Annotated in this window: 20 protein-coding genes and 1 other RNA gene; 1 reads left to right on the top strand and 20 read right to left on the bottom strand. The window is 26.4% G+C overall.

Annotation, left to right across the window (positions count from 1 at the left end; translation table 11 throughout):
- Nucleotides 1-62: 62 nt before the first annotated feature.
- The 19 genes from GM111_RS01380 to GM111_RS01290 all read right to left on the bottom strand — a co-directional run bounded on the left by GM111_RS01380 (nucleotide 63) and on the right by GM111_RS01290 (nucleotide 16,859).
- Complete coding sequence (locus GM111_RS01380) at nucleotides 63-338, bottom strand: hypothetical protein (RefSeq protein WP_156299101.1); 276 nt, start codon at nucleotides 336-338, stop codon at nucleotides 63-65.
- Between the two features lie 367 nt (nucleotides 339-705).
- Complete coding sequence (locus GM111_RS01375) at nucleotides 706-852, bottom strand: hypothetical protein (protein ID WP_156299100.1); 147 nt, start codon at nucleotides 850-852, stop codon at nucleotides 706-708.
- Nucleotides 852-1,481 carry a DUF3267 domain-containing protein gene (locus tag GM111_RS01370; RefSeq protein ID WP_156299099.1) on the bottom strand — a complete coding sequence of 210 codons (630 nt, stop codon included), beginning with the start codon at nucleotides 1,479-1,481 and terminating at the stop codon, nucleotides 852-854. Before GM111_RS01370 ends, GM111_RS01375 begins: the two co-directional genes overlap by 1 nt.
- A 33-nt stretch (nucleotides 1,482-1,514) precedes the next feature.
- A complete protein-coding gene (locus tag GM111_RS01365) occupies nucleotides 1,515-2,414 on the bottom strand; it encodes an RluA family pseudouridine synthase (protein WP_331279608.1) in 900 nt (299 codons plus the stop codon).
- Nucleotides 2,401-2,805: a phosphohydrolase gene (locus GM111_RS01360; RefSeq protein WP_156299097.1), complete on the bottom strand. Its 405-nt coding sequence runs from the start codon at nucleotides 2,803-2,805 to the stop codon at nucleotides 2,401-2,403. Before GM111_RS01360 ends, GM111_RS01365 begins: the two co-directional genes overlap by 14 nt.
- Nucleotides 2,802-3,461, bottom strand: a complete 660-nt coding sequence (locus GM111_RS01355) for an HAD family hydrolase (protein ID WP_197034435.1) — start codon at nucleotides 3,459-3,461, stop codon at nucleotides 2,802-2,804. Before GM111_RS01355 ends, GM111_RS01360 begins: the two co-directional genes overlap by 4 nt.
- 4 nt (nucleotides 3,462-3,465) lie before the next feature.
- Nucleotides 3,466-3,987: a hypothetical protein gene (locus tag GM111_RS01350; protein ID WP_156299095.1), complete on the bottom strand. Its 522-nt coding sequence runs from the start codon at nucleotides 3,985-3,987 to the stop codon at nucleotides 3,466-3,468.
- A 71-nt stretch (nucleotides 3,988-4,058) separates the two neighbouring features.
- A complete protein-coding gene (locus tag GM111_RS01345) occupies nucleotides 4,059-4,400 on the bottom strand; it encodes a hypothetical protein (protein ID WP_156299094.1) in 342 nt (113 codons plus the stop codon).
- The gene (locus GM111_RS01340) at nucleotides 4,384-4,776 is read right to left on the bottom strand and encodes a hypothetical protein (RefSeq protein WP_156299093.1); all 393 of its coding nucleotides are present in this window, start codon (nucleotides 4,774-4,776) and stop codon (nucleotides 4,384-4,386) included. Before GM111_RS01340 ends, GM111_RS01345 begins: the two co-directional genes overlap by 17 nt.
- Nucleotides 4,777-4,828: 52 nt before the next feature.
- Nucleotides 4,829-7,414 carry a DNA polymerase I gene (polA, locus tag GM111_RS01335; RefSeq protein WP_156299092.1) on the bottom strand — a complete coding sequence of 862 codons (2,586 nt, stop codon included), beginning with the start codon at nucleotides 7,412-7,414 and terminating at the stop codon, nucleotides 4,829-4,831.
- 11 nt (nucleotides 7,415-7,425) lie between these two features.
- Nucleotides 7,426-7,881: a thioredoxin family protein gene (locus GM111_RS01330; RefSeq protein WP_156299091.1), complete on the bottom strand. Its 456-nt coding sequence runs from the start codon at nucleotides 7,879-7,881 to the stop codon at nucleotides 7,426-7,428.
- A gap of 9 nt (nucleotides 7,882-7,890) precedes the next feature.
- Nucleotides 7,891-9,621: an ABC transporter ATP-binding protein gene (locus GM111_RS01325; RefSeq protein WP_156299090.1), complete on the bottom strand. Its 1,731-nt coding sequence runs from the start codon at nucleotides 9,619-9,621 to the stop codon at nucleotides 7,891-7,893.
- Nucleotides 9,605-11,332, bottom strand: a complete 1,728-nt coding sequence (locus GM111_RS01320) for an ABC transporter ATP-binding protein (protein ID WP_156299089.1) — start codon at nucleotides 11,330-11,332, stop codon at nucleotides 9,605-9,607. The genes GM111_RS01325 and GM111_RS01320 overlap by 17 nt, the downstream gene beginning before the upstream one ends.
- Before the next feature lie 3 nt (nucleotides 11,333-11,335).
- Nucleotides 11,336-12,205 (bottom strand): DMT family transporter, encoded by an 870-nt coding sequence (locus GM111_RS01315; protein ID WP_156299088.1) that lies wholly within the window; start codon nucleotides 12,203-12,205, stop codon nucleotides 11,336-11,338.
- A 9-nt stretch (nucleotides 12,206-12,214) separates the two neighbouring features.
- Nucleotides 12,215-13,297: a radical SAM family heme chaperone HemW gene (gene hemW, locus GM111_RS01310; RefSeq protein ID WP_156299087.1), complete on the bottom strand. Its 1,083-nt coding sequence runs from the start codon at nucleotides 13,295-13,297 to the stop codon at nucleotides 12,215-12,217.
- Nucleotides 13,298-13,498: 201 nt separating this feature from the next.
- Nucleotides 13,499-13,830, bottom strand: an RNA gene (gene rnpB / locus GM111_RS01305) — RNase P RNA component class A.
- 49 nt (nucleotides 13,831-13,879) lie between these two features.
- Nucleotides 13,880-14,647: a Nif3-like dinuclear metal center hexameric protein gene (locus tag GM111_RS01300; protein ID WP_156299086.1), complete on the bottom strand. Its 768-nt coding sequence runs from the start codon at nucleotides 14,645-14,647 to the stop codon at nucleotides 13,880-13,882.
- Nucleotides 14,631-15,572: a hypothetical protein gene (locus GM111_RS01295; protein ID WP_156299085.1), complete on the bottom strand. Its 942-nt coding sequence runs from the start codon at nucleotides 15,570-15,572 to the stop codon at nucleotides 14,631-14,633. The genes GM111_RS01300 and GM111_RS01295 overlap by 17 nt, the downstream gene beginning before the upstream one ends.
- A 12-nt stretch (nucleotides 15,573-15,584) precedes the next feature.
- Nucleotides 15,585-16,859: a hypothetical protein gene (locus tag GM111_RS01290; protein ID WP_156299084.1), complete on the bottom strand. Its 1,275-nt coding sequence runs from the start codon at nucleotides 16,857-16,859 to the stop codon at nucleotides 15,585-15,587.
- Nucleotides 16,860-16,985: 126 nt separating this feature from the next.
- Here GM111_RS01290 and GM111_RS01285 point away from each other — a divergent pair, with 126 nt between their 5' ends.
- Nucleotides 16,986-18,272 carry an MFS transporter gene (locus GM111_RS01285; RefSeq protein WP_156299083.1) on the top strand — a complete coding sequence of 429 codons (1,287 nt, stop codon included), beginning with the start codon at nucleotides 16,986-16,988 and terminating at the stop codon, nucleotides 18,270-18,272.
- Between the two features lie 32 nt (nucleotides 18,273-18,304).
- Here GM111_RS01285 and GM111_RS01280 read toward each other — a convergent pair whose 3' ends face one another.
- On the bottom strand, nucleotides 18,305-20,095 hold the full coding sequence (locus GM111_RS01280; RefSeq protein ID WP_156299082.1) for an oligopeptide ABC transporter substrate-binding protein: 1,791 nt from the start codon (nucleotides 20,093-20,095) through the stop codon (nucleotides 18,305-18,307).
- Nucleotides 20,096-20,142 lie beyond the last annotated feature (47 nt).

Genomic DNA, 20,142 nt, shown 5'->3' with positions numbered 1-20,142 from the left:
ACAATTTATCTATTAAAAAAAGCAAAAAGACACCTTAATAGTGTCCTTTAGATTTTCCTTCTTTATTTCATAATATTTTCTAGTATTTCTGCCTTTAATTTAAGTAATTCTGGTTTAGAATAAAAATATTTTATTTTAGATGATTTTATACTGTCTTCTTGAGGAAATTTATTTAACACAAAAAATGCAAAAGTTTCTGCAAAATCTTCAAAAAGATTATTAGCTGCATACGAAGTAACAAAGACATCTTTATTTAAGTTATAGAATTTTTTAAAACTTGATTTTTTCTTTCCTTCGTTATCATACCATTTTTCAGGAAAATTTTCCTTCCAGAACATTTCAAAATATTCTTTTAAATATGAATTTTCACCTAAACAATTCACCTTACTTAAGTTACAATTATAGTCAAATTAATAGTTCTGCAAAATATTAAATATCTCTATTACCTTCGACAGGAAAAACAAATCCACCCATACCAGGATTATTAACAAATCCTCTAAATTCAACTACATCCTTAGTCCATTCACTAGTCTTCTAATCTCTTTATTTCTTCATCAGTTGGATCATTGAATTTTTCAACTTCTCCAATAGTTTTATCTTCATTTAAATTAAATATCAGTTTAGTCTTAAACTTACCATCAGTTAATTGATCTACATCTTCCGTTCTATTTTCAGTTGCAATTTCTCCTAAATCAATTTTATCTATTAATTCATTGACTTTTTTACCAGTTCCATATCTATATCAAAACTGTATTCCACACTATTTTTAAAGACTGGCACCACTTCAGATTCTCTAATATATGCTATAGTTCCAACAATAGAAAGAAACAGAAAAATTAAAACTTTCTTCATTATTTCTCCTTCTCAAATGCCACACTACCTATTTCAGTAGGATGGTCTAATATTAATATTTCTTTTTGTTTATCTATATTTTTTAAAATATTTCTAACTATCAATATATCTCCAAAGGCCCCAGTTACCATAGGTAATCCTATAAAAAGTAAATCAAATCTTCCAAGTATTACTGAAAGTAATGTAGGAATTATACCTAAAATTACTAAAGGCATTAAAGCACCTATTAAATATTCTTTTAACCTTAGTGGTGACACACATGAACAATATGGTGTTAAATGTTTCCAAACTATACCGAATGATATATCTTTAAATCCTTTTTCAGCAAAAATTGCAAAAAATATTCCATGTATTAATTCATGTATTACAATCAATATGAAATATATTAACAAAATTAGAAAAGGATTAATACTAAATTGATATTTTGCGGGACTTTTAGCACCTAAAAATATGTACGCTAATATTATTAAAACTATCGTAGGTATCATCATTTTTAAAGCATCACTATTAACTTTTTCATTACTTAAATGTAACATTTTTTTCTGATAACCACTTTTTATCATTTCTTCACATTTTTTATCAAATATTTCTTTTCTTCTTTCTTCATCTTTTGTTAATTTTCTATCCACCTAGTCTCCTTAACTTAAAATAGGACCTATGTCCTATTCACTAAACTCTAATTTACAATTTTTTAATGCTTTAATATAGTCTGAATGTAGTTTACCTATTACCTTAATTTCTTTACCTGTTATTGGATGAATAAATTCTAAATAATAGGCATGTAACATCTGTCTATCATATTCATCTTTTCTTCCATAAACATCATCACCTAATATAGGGAAGAAAAAATGTGAAAGATGAACTCTAATTTGATGAGTTCTACCAGTTTCTAATCCAACTTTTACTAAAGAAAAGTTTTCATTATTATCTATTACTTCATAGTTAGTAATTGCAATTTTCCCATTATCAACTACAGCCATTTTCTTTCTATCATTAGGATTTCTTCCTATCATAGTTTCTATTCTTCCAGTTTTTTTCTTAATATTACCCTTAACTATGGCATAATATATTTTCTTTATTTCTTTATTCTTAAACATTTCTGTCAATTTAAAATGTGTTTTATCATCCTTAGCTATTATTATTAATCCAGAAGTATTTTTATCTAATCTATGAACTATACCTGGTCTTAAATCTCCATTTATACCTGATAAATCCTTAATCTTATACATCACAGCATTAACTAAAGTATTTTCTTCATGCCCTTTAGATGGATGTACTACCATACCAGCATATTTATTAATTATAGCTAAATATTCATCTTCATAAACTATATCAATATTTATGTCTTGAGGTTTAATATCAACTTCCTTTAATTCAGGTATATCAACTGTTATCTTATCACCTTGACTTACCTTATATGAAGCCTTAGTTTTCTTATCATTTACTAATATATTTTCACTTTTAATTAAATCTTGTATTCTACTTCTTGTTTCATCTAAGATTTTAGATAAATACACATCTATTCTCTCTAAACTATCTGTTTCTACCTCAATTAGCATCATCTACTCCTTGAAATTTTTTCATATTTTCATCTACATTTTCATCATGATGTATTAAGATTAAATTTGCAAGTTCATCATTTATTCCTAACAATCTCATGCTTCCTATACTCATATGTTCTCTAAGTCTTGTTTTAAAACCTAATTTATGAAGAGTTCTTGTCATAAAAAAAGCACTATCTTTTCCATTATCATGAAGTAAGGCAAGTTTTAAATATATTTGAGGTAATCCTAAATCCTTAACCTCTTTATATACATTTAAACTATGTAATTTATCATATTTACTTTGAGACATAAATATATTTCTTTCTTTAGAATTCAATATATTTATGGCATTTTCCATTTCTACTTCATCTATTTTTCGAATAAAATATTCATAAAATTTTCTTATCATAGGTATTTCTCTATTATTTCATCTACAGTATTTACTCTAGTGCTCTCTACAATTCCTTCTTCACCTTTTACTTGACCAAATCCCCAGTTACAATATATGAAGTCAACATTTGAATTCTCAGCTGTTTCTTTATCTACTATCATATCTCCTACAAATAGGATATCTTCGTTATTTAATCTTAATTCATCTCTTAGTCTTAAAACATTAACATTTGAAGGTTTTCTTTCTTCTAATTTCATAGGGTCTACACCTATAATTTTATAGAAATTATATGGTTTCAATTCAGGAATCATGCATGATTTCACTGCTAAATCTTGATCCTTATTTGTAACTACTGCAAATGGAATTTCATTTATAGTTAAATGATCAAGCAACTTTTCTATACCTTCATAAGGTTTTAAATTATAATCATATTCCCTATTATATACTTCAAGTAATACTTCCATTATCTCATCTACACTCTTATCATAACCTTCTTTTTCTATGATAATTTCAACTAATTTTCTTAATCCGTTACCAACAAAATTATTATATTCTACCGCAGGATAAGTTTTAAATCCAAAATATTCTAATGCTTTATTCGTAGCATTTGCAATAGCATAAATTGAATTAAGTAAGGTCCCATCTAAATCAAATATCACTAATTTTTTCTTCATTTTCTTACCTTTTCTTTCTAAGTAATTCACGCATTTCTTCTAATTTTTCTCTTTTAAATGATCCTATTTTTACTTTTCTATCATTTTTTAATGTTACTGTAAAATATTCTGCAAAGAACCCTTTTTGTATTTCTTCTACACTCTTGATATTATCAAAAAAGATTTTTATTTTTTTATAATAAAAATATTCTTTGTTATATGCATAAAGTTCTCCATCTACTGCATATGATAAAATAAATACTATATATCCATTAAAATCTAATCTCTTTAAAACGAAGAAAGAAAATAGCACCATAAATACACCTTGTGCCATTAAAGCATATCTTATGTAGTTTAATTGATTTAATTTAACTACATTACTTTTACTTAATATCTCAAGTTTTGTAATATTAAGTATACCTAAAAGTATTACTAAAGCAGAAAATATTAATACATCAAATTTACTAATATCTTTATTTAATATATTCATTCCTAAAGGTAGTAACATTAATGCAGTTATTATTATTACTAAATATTTTTTATTCATATACTCTCCTTATTTATTTGTATATTTTATTATACCAAATAAAAAGGAGTTGAACAAGTCAACTCCAATTTTTATCTATCAAATTTATATCCAAATTCTAATCCTGCTATTCCTTTATTTCCATATCCACCAAATACACCAATAGACCATTTATCTTTAACTTTTACTCCTACATGTGCTTTGATTATTGGTCCAAATCCAAAGTTTGTTGCTTTTGCAGTTTCTTCTTTACCTGTTACTTCTGGTAAATCTTCTATCCATTTACCTGATTTGTACAATTCTTCAAATTTTTTATCATCTACTTCAACTATGACATCTTCCACATAAGGTACTCCATTTATGTTATACATCCCATATAAAGAAAGCGGGGGAATAGGACACGATTTCATTTCTTCATCAGTTTTTTTCTTCATCTTTTATATTTTTAGAATTTATATAGAAAACTGCACCCATTCCTACATATCCTCTTACATCCTTAGTTAAATCAAAATTATAATCTACAACCCCTGTTAAGTTTATTGAACCATGAGTTCCATGACTTAATCCATTTTTAGTCTTACTAAACACTTCTCCAATCACTGCACTAGTTCTTACTCCAAAAGTAACATCACTTTTACCATTTAATTCATATTTCCATTCAGGCATAAAACCAAATGAAGCACTTATTCCTTGATAATTTCTTTTTGAAGTTGGATCTTGTTTATCATAAGCTACACTTGTATCTATTCTATATCCATTATGTTTAAAATCTCTATATTTTTCAAATTCTACGTAGGTTTTATTACACAAGTATCAAATTATTTTGTCAAATGAAAATATAAAAAACGACCTTTTTTAACCTCTATTTAAGAAGGGCCCAATTTTCCCCTTCACTACCATTTACTTTTAATATTACATTTTCAAATTTCATAGTATTTTCCATAATATCTTTTATCTTCTCAGCATAGTCTATATCAGCATTTGCTTCAAATATCAATTCATCATGAACTTGTAATAACATTTTGAAATTCTCATTACATAATTCAGTGTAAATTCTATGCATCACTTTTTTAATTATGTTTGCAGCTGTTCCTTGAATAACAGTGTTAACCGCCATTCTCTTAGCCTGTTCTTTTACATTTACATTAGATGAGTTTATATCATATATATATCTTCTTGTTCCAAAAAGTGTTTCTACATAACCGTCTTTTTGAGCTTTTTCAATAATTTCATCAAGTAATATTCTTACTTTAGGATACTCTTTAAAGTAAGTATCTATGTATAGTTTTGCCTCTGCTACTGTAATTTTTAATTCCTTAGATAAACCAAACGGTGTTTTACCATATAGTACTGAGAAATTAATTACTTTAGCTATATTTCTTTGCATTTTATTTACTTTTTCATCATCTTTTAACATAAATATTTTTCTTGCTGTTAATTCATGTAAATCTAAATTATATTTATATGCATTAATTAAGTTTTCATCTTTTGATATTTCAGCAAGAACCCTAAGTTCAATTTGAGAATAATCAAATGATATTAATTTTTTACCTTTACCTGCAACAAATCCAGCTCTAATTTTAGATCCTTCGTCTGTTCTTGTAGGTATATTTTGTAAATTAGGATTACTCGATGATAATCTTCCAGTGGCTGTTCCTGTTTGATTATATGTCGTATGAATTCTACCATTAGTTGCAAGTTTTAATAACGGTTCTGCATAAGTAGATTTAAGTTTTACGTACTCCCTATACTCAAGTATTAACTCAGCTATTTTTATTCCTCTATCTCTTAGCAATTCTAATACTTCAGCATCAGTAGAGTATCCTGTTTTATTCTTCTTAACTGCTTCAATTTCCATTTTTTCAAATAGTATTTCACCTAGTTGTTTTGGAGATGAGATATTAAATTTCTCTCCACTTTCTTCATATATTTTTTCTTCTATTTCTTTTATCTTTTCTTCAAGTTCTTGAGAATATTTTTCAAAATATTTCTCATCTATAGCTATACCTTGTCTTTCCATATATATTAAAACATCAGTGAAATTCTTTTCTTCATTATACATTTCCATTTGATTTTCTTTTTCAAGTAAAGATATAAATACATCTTTTAATTTAGCAAGCGAGTAAGCTAGCTTAACTAACCTATTTTTTCTATATTCCATTACTCGACTAATTTCCATCTTACTTACTACTTTTTTATCTAATTCTTCTATAGATATACCTAATTTATCAAATGCCATAGTTTCTATCTTTTGAGATCTATCTGTTCCTAAAGTAAAACTTGCAAGTAATATGTCAAAATAGTTTTTAAAATCTACACCTAACGTCTTCCATTCTTTTCCCGAATAAATACATACATCAAGATTTTCATTTATATCTTTTATACTTATTCCTTTTTCAAAAAGATTACCTATACCTTCTTCAGTATCAAAGCAATAATGAACTTCTTCATTAACATAATATGCTATACCTTCTTCTCCTAAGTATAGTGAGATTTCTCTTTTTTCATTGTTAACAGTATTTATAAATTCAGTTAAATTAACATGTTCTATTTCTTTTAATTTAAGTTCTTCTTTAGGACTATTCTCTACTAATTTTTCGTATTCTTTTCTTAGCTCATATTTTAAATATATTTCAGATAACACATCAAAATCTTTTTCTTTTACTTCTGCATCATCTATATTTAAATCTAATTCTAGTTCATCAAATACTGTAGCTAAATCTCTACTTATGAAAGCTATTTCTTTTGAATCAATCAATTTCTTTTGAACTGCCCCTTTAATATTATCTATATTTTGATAAATATTATCTAAATTATCATATTCAGCTATTAACTTAGCACCTGTTTTAGGCCCTATACCTGCTACACCAGGTATCCCATCACTACTATCTCCTATAAGACCGAAAAGATCTCTAATTTGATTTGATTTAACACCTAAATAATCTATTACATCTTCATCAGTTCTTACCATTTTATATGGCTCATTATCATCTTTTTTACCAAGTAAAGCAATAGATGTATTTTCATTTATTAACTGAGCTAAGTCTTTATCCCCTGTTAATACTATAACTTTAAATTCTTTAGAATATTTTTTCGCTAAACTAGATATTACATCATCAGCTTCATATCCAGGAATTTTAACTATAGGTATACCATATCCTCCAAGTACTCCATCTATGGCATCTAATTGTCCTACTAGTTCTTCTGGCATTCCACTTCTATTTTCTTTATACTCAGAATAGATTTCACGTCTTTTTAGTTCAGCTCTCTTAACATCTTTTGCTGCAACTACATAATCTGGAGTAAAATGTGTAAGAGCTAATTCAAGTTGTCTTATGAAACCTAGAATTGCTCCAACTGGTTCACCATTTGAATTTCTAAAATTCATTAGTGCAAAATGAGCTCTATACATTATCGCACTAGTATCCAAAATTAATATTTTCTTCATATTTACTCCTTCTATCTAATATATTCAAGTATTTGATTATATATCTCTTTATTGTATTCTCCTCTATGGAATTTTTCTTTTTCTTCAGCATTATTTTCTATTAATTCCTTAATTTTTTCTGGAAATTCTGAAAAAATTCTTGTAACTTTAATTCCTTCTGTAATAAATATTGTAGGAATCTTCCCTTCAGGAGAATATTGTAATAATAATTCTTTATCTTCACTTCTTTTTCTATAATCAACATCTATATTAGGAATAAATCTTCTCATTGCTTCAAGGACAGCAATAACTACAGCACAATCTGGACATTTAGGATGAGCAAAAGCAAGTAATTTTACCTCTTTATCTACTGTTTCTAATTCCTCTTGTTCATCTTCAGTTAAATTAACTTCACCAAGTAATCTAATTTGTCTATCCATATATTCCATTTCATCTGTAAATCTTAAATAATCTTTAAATGCTGCCATATTTCCTCCCTATTTGCTATTATTCATTTCTAACATTTTGGCATATAAGCCATTAAGTTTAACTAAGTCATTGTGATTTCCACTTTCTACTATTTCACCTTTATTTAATACAAATATTTTATCCGCATTTCTAATAGTTGAAAGTCTATGAGCTATAATTAAAGTAGTTCTATTTTTCTTAAGAACTTCTATACCATGTTGTATTATTTGTTCTGTCTTACTATCTACATTTGCTGTTGCTTCATCAAGTATTAGTATCTTAGGATCTTTTGCTAAGGCCCTTGCAAAAGATATTAGTTGTTTTTCTCCAGTTGAGAAATTACTTCCATCTTGCAATACTTCTCCATCTAATCCTCTTTCATCAAGTAAATATTTAGCACCTACCATTTCAAGTGATTTTCTAGCTAACTTTTCATCACTTGATATATTATTCCCTATAGTACCTTCAAATAAGAATGAATCTTGTAACACTATAGCTATATTCTCTCTTAAAGTATATGTATCAAATTTTTTAATATCTATACCTGAGATTTCTATCTTACCTTTTTGATTACTATAGAATTTAACAAGTAAATTCATGATAGTAGATTTACCACTACCTGTATGACCTACAAAGGCAACTGTTTCATTTTCTTTAATTTCTAAGTTAATATCTTTTAGTACATATTTATCTTCATCATATGCAAAATACATATTTTCAAATTTAATATTACCTTCAAACTTTTCTGGTATTATTAAATTTTCTTCTTTTTCAGTTTCTAAATCTAATAACTCTGAAAGATTTTTTGCACAGCCTCTTGCTCTTGAGTAAAACGCTAGATTTTGTGTTAAATTTGTTAATCCATTTACTATATTAGAAATATAGAAAATGAAAACTAAAGTATTTCCTGCACTAATTAAGTTTAAATTATTTATAGCAGAATAAACATAGTAAAAAATTATAGTAAGCTGCATAAGTTTTGTTAAGAAATCAAAAACATTATGCATAATGAATACTTCAAGTAATACTAAAAATTTCCCATTCTTATATCTACTTTGTGCTGGCAATTCCCAATCATTAAGCAAAGCTTCTTCGTTATTAAAAGCAGCTACTACTTCAAGATTTTGTATCATTTCATTTGCCTTACCATTACAAGTTGAATTATCTTTTCTAAATTTTGTAACGTAATCAAAAGTTAGGTTCTTATTATACATTTGTATCAGCACTATTATTGGAACAAAGATTAATAAAAGTAATGATAATTTCCAATTGATATATATCATTACTGAATATATAACTATTAATTGAGCAACTACTATTATAGTTGAAAGTAATGTTTCAGCAAAGAAATTCCTTATTGCTCTTACATCAGATGTAATTCTTGATAATACTGATCCTGCTGGCATATCATCAAAATATTTAATAGGTAATCTCTGAACATGGTTATATACTAAAATTTGTATATTAGTATATACAATATTTGCTGCTTTTTGTAATAGTTTTTTTCTAAATACTAAAGTAATTGCTTCTACTATTTTTAAAGTGATATATAGGAAGGCAATAGCTAAAGCAAAGTTAAATGCTTTATTTACTTCCAAATCTCCAACTTTTTTATCAAAAGCCAGTGCTATTAATTTAATAGCAATTACTTCAGAAACCATCCCCACAATTAAAGCTATCATACCTAAAATATATTCTCTTTTAGCTTTTTTTGTAAATTTGAAAAAGTCTAATAAATAATTTTTATTTTTCTCCTTCATTTTCTTCTACCTCCTTCTTGTTTTGGTAGTCATATAGCTCCTTATACCATTTTGAAGAAAGTAATAGTTCATCATGAGTTCCCATATTTTCTATTTCACCATTAGATAATATTATTATCTTATCAGCATTAATTATACTACTTATTCTATGTGAAACTATAATATTAGTTTTACCTTTTCTATTTTCATTTAATCTTTTAATGATATTTTTTTCTGTTCTAATATCAAGAGCTGATAGAGAATCATCAAATATTAATATCTCAGGATTATTAATTATTGCTCTTGCAATAGATAGTCTTTGTTTTTGCCCTCCAGATAGTGAAACTCCATTTTCACCAACTAAAGTATCTATTCCATCTTTAAATCCTTTAATGTCTTTATTTAAATCTGCAACTTCTAAAGCATAGTCAAGTTTATCTTCTAAATCTCTATTAAAAAGTACATTTTCTTTAATAGTTTTAGAAAATATAAAATATTCTTGAGGTGAATATCCAAAGTTAGATCTTAAAGATTTAAGATTATATTCAGAAACTTCTATTCCATCTAAATATAAACCATGGCTACTTTCATAAAATCTTAATAGTTGTTTGATAAGTGTAGTTTTTCCACTTCCTGTTTTCCCTACTATACCTATAGTTTCACCTTTATTTATTACTAAATTAATATCTTTAAGTGCTAATTTATCATCATATGAGAAACTAAAGTTTTTAAATTCTATCTTATCTGAAAACTCTAATTTTTTCCCATTTTCATTAATTAATTTACTGTCTTCTAAATCTAATATATCTCTTAATCTTTTATATCCTAATCTCATATCAAAACGTGTTATGAAAAATTCTCCAAAAACAGTATATGGCCAAGGCATTAAAAACATTACTAGTGATACTGAAATTATTGTACCAAATGTAATATTCCCATGACTGTATTGGTAATATCCATAAATTATTAAAGCAAAATATGAAAAACCTACTGCTAAAATATTTAAAGCATGTGAATATATACTTCTTAAGGAATAAGTTAAATGCGTACTTGCATATTTTAGTATATTTCCTTCAAATTCTTTACTTAATTTTTCTAGCATATTATACGATCTTACTATTCTAACGCCTTTAATACTTTCTAAGGTTTTATCAGAAATTTTATCAAAATCACCTGTCATTTTAGTATAAATTACATCATATTTTTCTTTTTGAGTAACTATAATATATGTTGCAATTAAATATGGTATATTTATTAATACAACAAACACTAAATCTATTTTAAATAATATGAAAATGAATATGATTAATATTCCTAAAACTCCTCTAGTAAAACAATATACTCCCCATGAAAAAAAAGGGGCTATATATTCTTCAACATCTCCTGTAATTCTACTTATTATTTCTCCTACACTTATTTTTTGTAGAATTTCTGGATTTTGTTTTAATACTTTTTGTAAAATATTTCTTTGTATTTCTAATACACTTTCATCATAACTAATGAAGATATAGTACTCATAAACACCCTGAATAATGTAGTAAGCTACTGCCATTATAAACATAAGAGTTACTTTATACTTTATCTCATCAATACCCATAGTCTTATTATTTACTCCATCTACTATGGCTCCTAAATAATCAAGTGGTAATATTGTGAAAAGTGATATTATTACGTTTAAAACGGACACAAAAATAAGCCTCCATTTTCTATCCCATAACATCTTATTTATCATATATTAATTCTCCTTTTTCAAATTGTATCTATACATGAATATACCTATAGAAATTATGATAATATATCCCATAACACTATATTTATCAGGTATTTCTCCTAGGAAAACTACGCCAAGTATAGATGAGAAAATAACCTGTGTATATTCAAAAACTGATATTTGTTTTGCCGGTGCAAAATTATATGCAAAAGTTATACCAAATTGTCCTATGGCACCAAAAAGTCCTATCCCAAATAACAAGATGGCCGTTCTAGTGTCAAAGTGAGGTCTATGTGTTATTACATAAGGTGCAGAAAAAATTGTGTTAAATAGTGAAAAATAGAAAACTATAAGCATGGGATTAACTTTTTTTCTTATACCTAAGGCTCTAATACATGAGTAAGCAAATGCGGAACAAAACGCTCCTATTATTGCTAATATGTATCCAAAAGAAAAATTTGAACTCCCTGGTTTTACTATTAATACTACACCCATAAATGATCCAACTAAAGCTAAAAATTGTACCTTAGTGAATTTTTCATTAAAAAAGAAATATGAAAGTATTAATACTATAAAAGATGATAATTTTTGTATAGTTGTTGAATCAGCAAGTAATATATATGACAAAGTATAAAAATTAATTATTACTCCAGATAGTCCAAAAACTATTCTAGATAAGAGTAATGGCCATTCACTTTTTTCTACTTTTAAATCAATTCCTCTTGCTCTAATTAATATATATGTAATTACTGTAATTACAACATTTCTATAAAACAATTTATTCCCTACTGAAACATTAGGTAACATCTTTACAAACATTTGTAATGTTGAAAAACCTATAGCTGACAGTAATACAAAGATTATTCCTAAATAGTATCTTTTTTTACTTTCCACTTCTACTCCTTATACAAATTCAACAAAAACTTCATTCGATAGTAACATTCCTTCTCTTGTAAGTCTTATTCTATCATCAAATCTTTCTATTAAACCTCTTTTAATTAGTTTATCAATTTTATCATTTGGAGTATATTCTACCCCTTTTATTAACATTCTTAGACCTAAAATATATTTTAGATTTTCTAGTTCATTTTCATCAACCCTCTCTACTGTTTTTTCTTCTATTGGAATAATTCCTTGATCTATTAATCTATAGTACTTAGCTAAAGATTTGACCTTAGCAAATATCTCTCCGTTATAGAAACTTGTAGCATTTACTCCTACTCCTACATATTCCGTATTATCCCAATATTTTATATTATGTTTACTTTCTCTTCCATCTTTACAAAATGATGATATTTCATAATGATTATATCCATGATTTTTTAATCTATCTTCTATTTTTATAAACATATCTGCTTCTAGATCTTCATCTAAAGCTTTTAATTCACCTTTTTCAAGTCTTCTTGTAAAATTAGTTCCTTCTTCCCATATCAATGAATAAATTGATAAATGTTCTGGATCTAATTTTAAAAAGTTATCTAAATCATTTTCTAACATCTCCATATCTTGTCCAGGTACTGAAAATATTAAATCAAGAGATATATTATCAAATCCAGCAATCCTTGCATTTTTATATGTTTCTATTGCTTTTTTTGAACTATGATCTCTATTCATAAATTTCAACATGTCATCATTAAAACTTTGAAAACCTATACTTAGTCTATTTATTCCAGCATTTCTAATAAACTGAAGTCTTTCTAAATCCATATCACTAGGATTAAGTTCTAATGTAATTTCAGCATCTTCTGTTCTTTTTAAATTATCTAATATTCTTTTTATTTGTTCTCCGTTTAATAGTGATGGAGTTCCTCCCCCAAAATATACTGTATCATATGTATATTCTGGATATAGTTTAATTTCTTTTATTATATATTCAACATACTTTTCTATCTTATCATTCATATTTACAAAAACATGAAAATCACAATAGTGACATCTTTTATTACAAAAAGGTATGTGTATATATATACCATTTATATTTTTCATTTTTCTCCAATTTATACAAAAAACCACCAAAACATTGTGTTTTTGGTGGAATTTCTATTCATTATTTTTTATAGTTCACACAACATATTTGTTTAGTATTTACTATATTAGTATAACTTTTTTTGAAATTTTTGTCAATTGAAAGGACTATATAAATACTCGTATTTTTCAAAAAAAAATAAAGGACTAAATGTCCTTTTAAATATTGGCACCCCTATAAGCCAAATTCTGTATTTGCCAATCATTTTTCTAGGCGTGTATTTACATACCCGCTCAAGCGAATAACCAAAAGAAGGACGAGCAGCCCTATATTCTTTTATCACATTCTTGCTTCTGGTGGGGTTTACAAGCAAATGTAGTCTCCTACATCTCTGGTGAGCTCTTACCTCACCCTTTCACCCTTACCTATATAGGCGGTTTACTTTCTGTTGCACTTTCCTTAGGATTACTCCCAGCAGCCGTTAGCTGCCACCATTGCTCTATGAAGTTTGGACTTTCCTCAAGATAAATCTTGCGATTAGCTGGGATACCAACTAATATATTTTATACTAAAAAGTATAAAAAGGCAAGTAAAAACTTGCCTTAAATATATTCAAATACCTCACCAGAATCAAATTTTATTAATTCTAATTCACTATCTATTTCTCTTAATTTTCTTTCAAATAGTTCTACAACCATTTTTTCACTTCCATAGTGATCTATATCTAATAAGTGTAAATTTTCTTCTCCCATATCAAGTGATATGTGATGTTTTAAATCTCCAGTGATAAATAGATCTACTTTACCTCTAATTAATGGTATAAATGAATCTCCTGCGCCTGTAGTAACAGCTATCTTTTTAACTAATCTATTATCCCCTGCTCTACTTAATCTAACATTTTTTATATCTAAATTATCTTTAATTTTATTTGCTAATTCTTCTATAGATATTTTTTCTTTTAAATTAAATCTTCTTAGAGCTATTAAATCTCCTTCTAACATTTCTCCTTCAAGATTCATTTTCTCTAAGATGTATTCATTTAATCCATCTTTTGCGGCATCAACATTAGTATGTGCTGAATATACAGCTATATCATTTTTAATTACATCTATAATTTTTGATCCTATTATATTATCTGCAAGTATCTTTTTTTGACCTTTAAATATAAAAGGGTGATGAGATATTATTAAATCAACCTTTTCTTGAATTGCAAAATCTACCGCTTCTCTTGTAATATCTAAACAAAGCATAATTTTATTTACTTTTTTCCTAATATCTCCAACTAGCAATCCAACATTATCCCATTCTTCAGCTAAATCTCTTGGAAATATTTCTTCAAACCCTTTAATAAGTTTAGATAAGCTTATCATTTATACCCTCCAAATCAGTATATATTCTTTCTAAATCATTCAATACTTCCATATCAAAGATTAGTGATAATTTAAATATTGCTGTATTAACTAATTCTTGTATTGTTACTTTATCTGTACTATTTTTCTTTGCAATTTCATTTACACTTAATTTTTTCCCATCTAAACCAAGATACATTGAAAGTACTGTTTCCTCTAGGAATGATAATCTATTTGTATTTAATGCTATTTCATATTTTCTTTTTATTCTTTCAGTTTCTTCTTTAATTTCATCATAAGTTAAAGAGAATTCTTCATTTTCAAATACTTTAGCTAATTCTTCATAATATTCTTTAGTAATCCCTACTCTTTGTAATACTTCTTCTAATTTTTCACCTTCGCTTACTTCACTACTGATTTTGATATATAGTAAAGATAAATATTCTTGTTCTGAATAATTTGAAAGTTCATTATATTGATAACTAATTAATGCTCTTCTTACAAAAAGTCTTAATACATCTTTTAAAAATTCCATATCATATGATTTTGAAAATTTATCATAATATTCATTTTTAAATTTAATTACAGCAAGTAATGCTTCTTGTTTAACATCATTAAATGAGAAATTAATTTTAGTATGTTTGATACTTTCATATATTGCTATTTTAGCAAAACTATTAAGTACTTCATCTGAATAATCTTCTTCATTTTCATTATAGTTTTTTAGGTAATCTTCTACTTCTCCATCATTAAAATACGTATTTTCAATATCTGCATAATTTAAATCATAAGATTCATTTACATCATCTATATTGTTTTTTAAACAATAAATTATAGTTCCTAAAACATCTAAATCGTTTAAATCTTTTCTTACAAAAATACTATTAAAATCAACCTTATTATTTTTTTCTATATCTGCAATAATTTTTGCTAATTTACTTTCCATTGCTACCTCACATTAAAATTTTATTCCTGCACTAAGTCCACCTAGCGCTCCTACTTTTCTATTTGAATTAAATCCAAAACCTACATATCCATCTAAATCAACAGGTAAGAATTTACTCTTAATTCCTACACCTATACCATCCGTAAACATTGCTTTTTTTCCATAATTTTTATACACTATTAAATCATTAAAGAAATATAACTGTGAATCAAATAATTTAAAGCTATCAAGATTAGTCTTAAATATAAACGCTATATCTCCTCCTATTGCATCATCTTCAATAATCTTTGCATCATATACTTTTATTTTATATTTTTCTTGTAAAGGTATAGTCGCAATTTTTAAGTATAACTCATTATTTAATCTTGCATTATTAGATAGGTCAAGTGAACTATCTAATGTTGTTTCAAAGAATATGTTATAGTCATTTGTAAGGAATCTATTTTCATATTTAATATTAGTATTTAAATCTAATTTTAAGCCTGAAATTACCTTCATCTTATAGTTCATACCCATTCTAGCTGTAATTTTATGAGTATCTGAATATGAATATTGTAAACTAATATCTGGTTTAATAAAGTATTCATATGAATTTATTTTATTACTTAATGCATATTTTTGAGCTTCAGCTTTTACAAATACCCCTTCTTCTTTATCAAGCCCTCCACTAAAAATATATTTTTCATTTCTCTTAAAATTATACATAATATATTTTGCATTAATATCTGCTTTTACATCTTGAAAATATATACGTGTTTCAAAATCAAGTACATCATTTTCTCTAAAATTACCCTTAGTATACTCTAAACTTGCAATACTTTCTTTATTATCAATACTTACTCCAGTTTTAATTTCATCACTATTTTCATTAACTTCATCTATAACTACACCAACAGTTCCATCAGAATCTATAACTACTCTGTAATATAGGTTCATAATTTTTTGTTCTTTTAAAAGTTCTGTAGTCTTAGGATCAACTAAAAAATCAACATCTCTTAAAATTTTCCCTATATAGATATCTGGCAGAGCCTTTAAAATACTATTCATATTATATTCTTTAGAATTTAATTTAATATATTGTATTCTTGGATAAATGTATATCCCATTTTCTAAAATTTCTGCATAATATTTACCTGGATAATTTTTATCTAAATATTCATTTACTTTTTCTTGTTTTGCTATTTTTTTTAGCTCATTTTCACTTAAATATGTCGTAAATCCTTTTATCTCTTTAGAAAAAGTGAATATTGATAAACTGATTAGTAGCATAAATATATATTTTTTCATTCTTTTTCTCCTTTACATCTCCTTAGTATAAGTTTAGCAAATTTATGCTTTTTTTGCTAGTCTTACTTGAATTAAATTATAAAAAACTGTATAATAATCTGTAAAATTTAAAAAAGGAGATTCACAATGTTAAATCCAAAAATTATATCATCTATTTTTATGATAATTATCATTTTATACCTGATATATCACTTAACTAAAAAATATGGATTATCAAAAAAACAAATTATAATATTCTGGATATTAGTTTTATTTTGGTCTAGTGTAAGTATAATCAGAGCATATAGAAAAGCATATGCAGTAGATCCTGTAGAAGTAGGTGGATTAGGTTTAAATCTAGCTCTTGCTACACAAATTACTGCAGCTTATGGTCTTATTAGTTTTATACTTAGACTACCTTTATTTTTTATTAGTGATATGTTGGATAGAAAAAAGTTATTTATTCAGTTAGGTATGATGTTTATGATAGTAGCTTCAATATCAGTATATTTTAAGCCAAATTATAACACATTATATTTATCATCACTTTCAATGGGAGCATGTGCTTCTATGCTTGCAATATTTAATGTTATTTTTTCGGAAACATTTGCTAAAGAACAAGCTGCTGTATCAACATCTATACTTGCATCAGCTCCACTACTTGCAGAATTTATTGCAGCTCCTGTACAATATATTGGTACAGCTAATGAAATAAAAGATTATTCATTATTATGGTTAATTTCAACATTTATAGCTATAATAACGCTATTATTAACAACATTTATTAGTGATATAGAACATAAAAAAATACCTTTTTCTTTTGAAAAGGTAAAAAAAGTAATTTCAAATAAAGCATTCATATACATTTGTATTATTGCTTTCTTACAATCTTTTGTTAAATTTGCTACTAGTGGGCCAAATATGATAGTTTATAACAAGAGTATAGGTATGATTCCTTTACTATTAGCATATAATGATACAATGTTTGCAGCACCTCAACTAATAGCTAGTATTCTTGTTGGAACATACTTTATTAAAAAATATTCTATAGAAAGAGTACTGCAATTTGGTATATTATCAAGCATATTTTTCTATATTATAGTTATAATTACTAATAATCCTAATTTAGTTTTTATGGCATATATTTTCAATGGATTTGGATACGGATTAATATATACTTCATTAATTTCTATTGCTTTACAATATTTTGATAAAGAATTTAGGAATATTAGTATGGGATTATTTCAAGCTTTCTTTTCTGCTGGAATATACTTCGGAGATAGTATACACAAAATAATACCTTTAAAATTTCCGAATGGATTATTTGGAATTGAAATTAATAAAACTATTTTCATAATAACTTTAATTTTATCTCTAACAGGTATATTATTATGCCAAATTAGTTTATTAATATTTAAAAATAAAAACACCTGAAAATCAGGTGTTTTTTTTATGAAAACAAATATTTAGTTTGACGCTTTTACTGGTGCTCCTATTACACCTTCAAATTTTAATGCTCTTTCATCATCAGTATGTAAATTATAGCTCTTAACCGCTTTATTTACTGGTCTTACTTCATACTTAAACATTAGAGGTATTTCTACTGCTTGACTTAAATAATACTTATGCCATGCTTTATATGCTTCTGCTTTATAGTTAGGATCTTCTAACCCTTTTGGATCTGAAATTGCAGCAAGTAATTTATCATTTTCTTCACTTACGAAACGATTCATATTAAATTCAGCATTTCTTGAAGTAGTTTGTGCAGGATCTAAAGAAGAACCTACTCCCCATGCAGCTGCATAAATATCTATATCATCATCATTTGCTTGTACTTTTTCATAGAATAATTGGAATTCTAGTAATCTTCCATTAGTTAATTCAACATCTATTCCAACTTCTTTCCAATTTTGTAACCAAAATTGTGCTAAAGGTTCAGCAACATCTGAACCAGCCATAGTAGCAAATTTTAATGTTAACTTCTTACCATCTTTATCTACAAATCCATCTCCATCACTATCTTTATACCCTGCTTCTTCTAATAATTGTTTTGCTTTTTCAGGATTATATTCATATCCAGTATTTGTTGGATCATAGAATTTTTTAAATATAGGTGGTGTTTGACCATTTGCTCTTGATCTTAATCCATTATAAAATGCTTTTGCTGCCTCATCAACATTCATTGCATACGCAATTGCTTTTCTTAAATTAATATCCTGTAATGGTGTATCTCTATCCATTATATTTTCTTTTTTCTCGTTATCTCTATGCCCTAAATTAAAACTTAAATATGAATAATAAAGAGCAGGTCTTCCTACTACTGCTAGGTTATCAAAATTTATATATTTATCATATGCATCTTGTGGAACTTCTAAATACTCATGATACTCTCCTTGTTTCATACTCTCTGCTGCAAGCTGTGGAGTTAAAGTTTTTAAAATAACTTTTGATACTTTTGGCTTACCTAAATGATAATATTCATTTGGAACTAATTCTAATGCTTCTCCAGGAATAACATTTTTAACAACAAATTTACCATATGAAATAGGATTTTTTCTTAATTTATCTGAAGATTCTAAATCCTTCATAGCAACATCTGATAAATAATGTTTTGGTAGTAATTGTGAAATACTTGTTAATGGTCCACCACCCGTTACTACTTTAGGATTATTTTCCTTTAATTGAATAACTACTTCAGTATCAGATACTTTTGTTATTCCTGAAATTTTATCTGCAGTTCCAGCATGATACTCACTCATACCAACTATTTGTCCGTGCTCTGATTCATCATATCTTATTCCAGTATAATCTTTATGTCCTAAAACTTCTATTGTATAAATTAAATCATCTGCTCCTAATGGATGACCATCTGACCATTTTAACCCTTCTTTAAATTTAATAATTACTTGTTTTTTTTCTAAATCAAGTTTTAAAGTGGCTACTCCACCTTCACTTTCTAAAATTTCAAAATCTCCATTTTTCCAGAAAATTTCTTCACTTATTAAATTAATTAAATGTGAATCATATCCATCTTGATAATGTAAAGGTGATAAAACTCCTTTAAATGGTGATGACATAATTAAACCGATTTTATATTCAGCTGTTTCATCAACTATTCCATCTGATTTGTATTCTATCGGGAAATTTAAACTTATTCCAGCATCTCCCCCTGTTTCTGATTTAGCTTGTCCAGGTCCACACGACACTAGTAACCCTAAACTTGCAAGTATTAAACTTGCTGATAATATTTTTTCCATTTTTTCCTCCTAAATATTTGTTTTATTTTTAATTTTTATTTTTTATG

It is taken from the genome of Streptobacillus canis, from assembly GCF_009733925.1.
GTDB lineage: Bacteria > Fusobacteriota > Fusobacteriia > Fusobacteriales > Leptotrichiaceae > Streptobacillus > Streptobacillus canis.
The sequence above is the reverse complement of the archived record's forward strand: the minus strand, read 5'-3'. Positions and strand labels throughout refer to the sequence as shown.